The sequence below is a fragment of the Desulforamulus profundi genome (assembly GCF_002607855.1).
Genome location: NZ_AWQQ01000106.1, coordinates 1 through 2662, shown reverse-complemented (window position 1 = coordinate 2662; position 2662 = coordinate 1). Strand labels below are relative to the sequence as shown.

Below are 2662 nucleotides of genomic sequence, written 5' to 3'. Positions count from 1 at the left end.
AGCTTGGCGCACCCTGGCCTCCAACTCCTCTCCCCGCAGGCCCTGGTTAACGGGGCCAAAGGCCACGTCCTCCCAGACGGTGCCGGAGAAAATTTGGTCGTCTGGTCCTGAAACACCAGGCCCACTTTACTTCTCAGCCATTGTTCATTGGAGGGACTGACGGTTTCCTCCAGGACCTTCACCGTCCCCTGCTGGACCACATGAATGCCGTTTAAATGCAGCAGCAGGGTGGATTTGCCCGAACCGTTGGGTCCCAGAATGGCCACTTTGGTGCCGCGCTCTATGGTGAGGGAACACTTGTCCAAAGCCCTGGTGCCGTCTTTATAAAGGAAAGAAAGTTCCGTCACTTCAATAACAGGCTCCATGGAATCCCTCCCATATCAATGATCTTGATGGCCCAGGAAGCGGTAATCATGCCAGCCCCAAAGCTGAGGTCCAGTTTTTTATCCGGTGACAGTGGCCGCAGCATTTGTACTGACCGGTGTATCCCCTGGACAGCATGGCAAAGTAAACCCTTTCCGCCCTTTCATAGGACCGCAGAAAAAGCATGGCCAGCATACTGCCAATGGTTTTTACGGTATGCCTGTCCCAAAGACCTCTGCCTGGTTTAAACCCCCGGGCTTTCCTGGCAGTCTGCATGCGGTTTAGTTCATCCATTACCACCGCGATGTAGCGTACCGTAAAGTCAATGAGCAAAACAAAGATGCGGGGAAATTTAAGATGATTCAGGGCATGGATGATCTCCCGCAGGGAGGTGGTGGATGTCAGAAAGGCCATGCCCAAAAAGGCGGTCACCATACGCAGGCAGGGAAGGACCGCCGCCTCCCAGCCTTCCCTGGTAGCCACCAATTTGAGAACGCCCAATTGCAGGGTCCATACAGGTTCTCCGGGGATGACAAAGGGGAGGACAGAAACCATAACTCCACCGAAGGGCAGCACAAGAACCAGCCTTTTCACCAGGTGTACCGGGGCAATGCCTGCCAGTAGGGAGACCCCCAGCAGCAAGAAGGCCGTGATCATTAACAGTGTTTTGTCCTGCAGCGTGGTGGCGTTGATGATAAAGATCACCACAGCAATCAGCTTTACCCTGGCATCCACGCCCCTGATCCAGGTCCCGGCAGCCAGCCTTTCCTCAATGCCCTGCATTTGTTTAACCCCCGCGGCTTCCTTATGAACAATTCTGCCTTTTCACCAGGAATCTCTTCATGCCCATGACCAGGCCAAAGGTAAGCGCCACCCCGGTGGCCCCTGCTGCCCCGGTGGCCAGGAATTCACTTTGCATACCCGGCATACTATAATCGGGAATGGGGGAAGTAAGAACTTCTTTCCCATAAGCCCTTTGGATAAAGTTTTGATCTTCCGCCACTCTCTCCAACCCGTCCGGATGGGGGGAGGCAAAGGGCGACAAAAAGACAGCCACCAGTAAAGCGATCAACAAACCGGCCAGTAGTTTTTTATTCACTGCAAACATCCCCCTTCCTCAGCCAGTTGGGAGAAAACCCTGCGTTAAGGACGGCCAGCACCACCGCAGCGGTAATAACACCTTCCCCGATGCCAATCAGCGCGTGAACCCCCAGCATGGCCGGCAGGACTACGGCAAAGGGTATCCCCGACAGGGCAAGTTCTGCGCTGGTCATGAAGCCGCGGCCATTACGGAGGCCCAGGAAGCGGCAAAGGAGGCCAGGGCAACACCGGTTTTCCCTTTGATCAACCGACTTTACGGGGCCCGTAAATGCGCCGGCGGCTACCAGCACGCCAACGACCCCCATGTTTAAAATATTGGCCCCCAGGGCGGTCAGCCCGCCATCCTGAAAAACAAAACAACTGGATCATCAGTACCGTGGCCAGAACGATACTGGCACTCCATGGACCCAGCAGGCTGTTGCCAGGGCCGCCCCCAGCAGGTGACCGGATGTTCCCCCGGCGATGGGAAAATTGATCATCTGGGCGGCAAAGATAAAGGCTGCCATTACTCCCAGTTGGGGTACCTGTCGGTCACTGATTTGTTCCCTGGTTTTAGCAATGCTGTAGCCCAGGACCCTGTGCTGATGGCCGTAGCGGAAACCCAGGTTTTGGCATCTAAAAACCATCCGGGATGTGCATATATATCCCTCCCTAATTTAATGAAAAACCTCTACCGGGCTTTTCTTATCTTCCTAACGTGAAATAAAAAGCCATGTAGGTTCCGGACTTCCGGTTCAACAACTTCCGTGGCTTTGACAAGAACTTTATTATCAATAAAACTGCGGTGTCCGGTTTGAATTCCCTGTAGTGATTTTATTCTCCGGAAACTTCATTATTCCTGCCATTTGAAAGGTAAGAAGTGAGAAATCTTTGAAAGGTTGTATCTTATGTATCTATCACTTCGCATCCCTGAACTTTATACTGTCTCCTCCTGTTTGGGTAGGCACTGGATGGCAATGACGCCGGCCAGTATCATGGCGCAGCCAGAAGTTGCAGGGGATACATCAGTTCCCCCAGAACCAGGAAAGCAACTGCCGCTGCCACCACCGGTTCCAGGGTGCTGGTTAACCCGGTGATCACCGGTGTGAGGTAGTTCAGGCCGCAAAAATAAAAACCAAAGGGCAGTACCCGTGGCAAATACCGCGATGTAGAGAAAAAACAACCACTCAGTGGTGCTGTGACCCACCATGCGATCCAG

4 protein-coding genes and 1 pseudogene are annotated in these 2662 nt (G+C 53.5%); all 5 read right to left on the bottom strand.

Going from position 1 to position 2662, the window contains the following annotated elements; all coding sequences use genetic code 11:
• Nucleotides 1-365: ATP-binding cassette domain-containing protein (locus P378_RS16010; protein ID WP_238473331.1), on the bottom strand; the 365-nt coding region annotated here is incomplete at its 3' end.
• Nucleotides 366-411: 46 nt separating this feature from the next.
• A complete protein-coding gene (gene cbiQ, locus P378_RS16005; RefSeq protein WP_238473330.1) occupies nucleotides 412-1146 on the bottom strand; it encodes a cobalt ECF transporter T component CbiQ in 735 nt (244 codons plus the stop codon).
• Between the two features lie 22 nt (nucleotides 1147-1168).
• Entirely contained in the window at nucleotides 1169-1462 is a 294-nt protein-coding gene (locus tag P378_RS16000) for a PDGLE domain-containing protein (protein ID WP_099083948.1), read from the bottom strand.
• Nucleotides 1455-2090, bottom strand: a pseudogene (locus P378_RS19835) (energy-coupling factor ABC transporter permease). Before P378_RS19835 ends, P378_RS16000 begins: the two are co-directional and overlap by 8 nt.
• A gap of 346 nt (nucleotides 2091-2436) precedes the next feature.
• A partial coding sequence (locus P378_RS15985; protein ID WP_238473329.1) for an EamA family transporter occupies nucleotides 2437-2662 on the bottom strand: 226 nt, incomplete at its 5' end.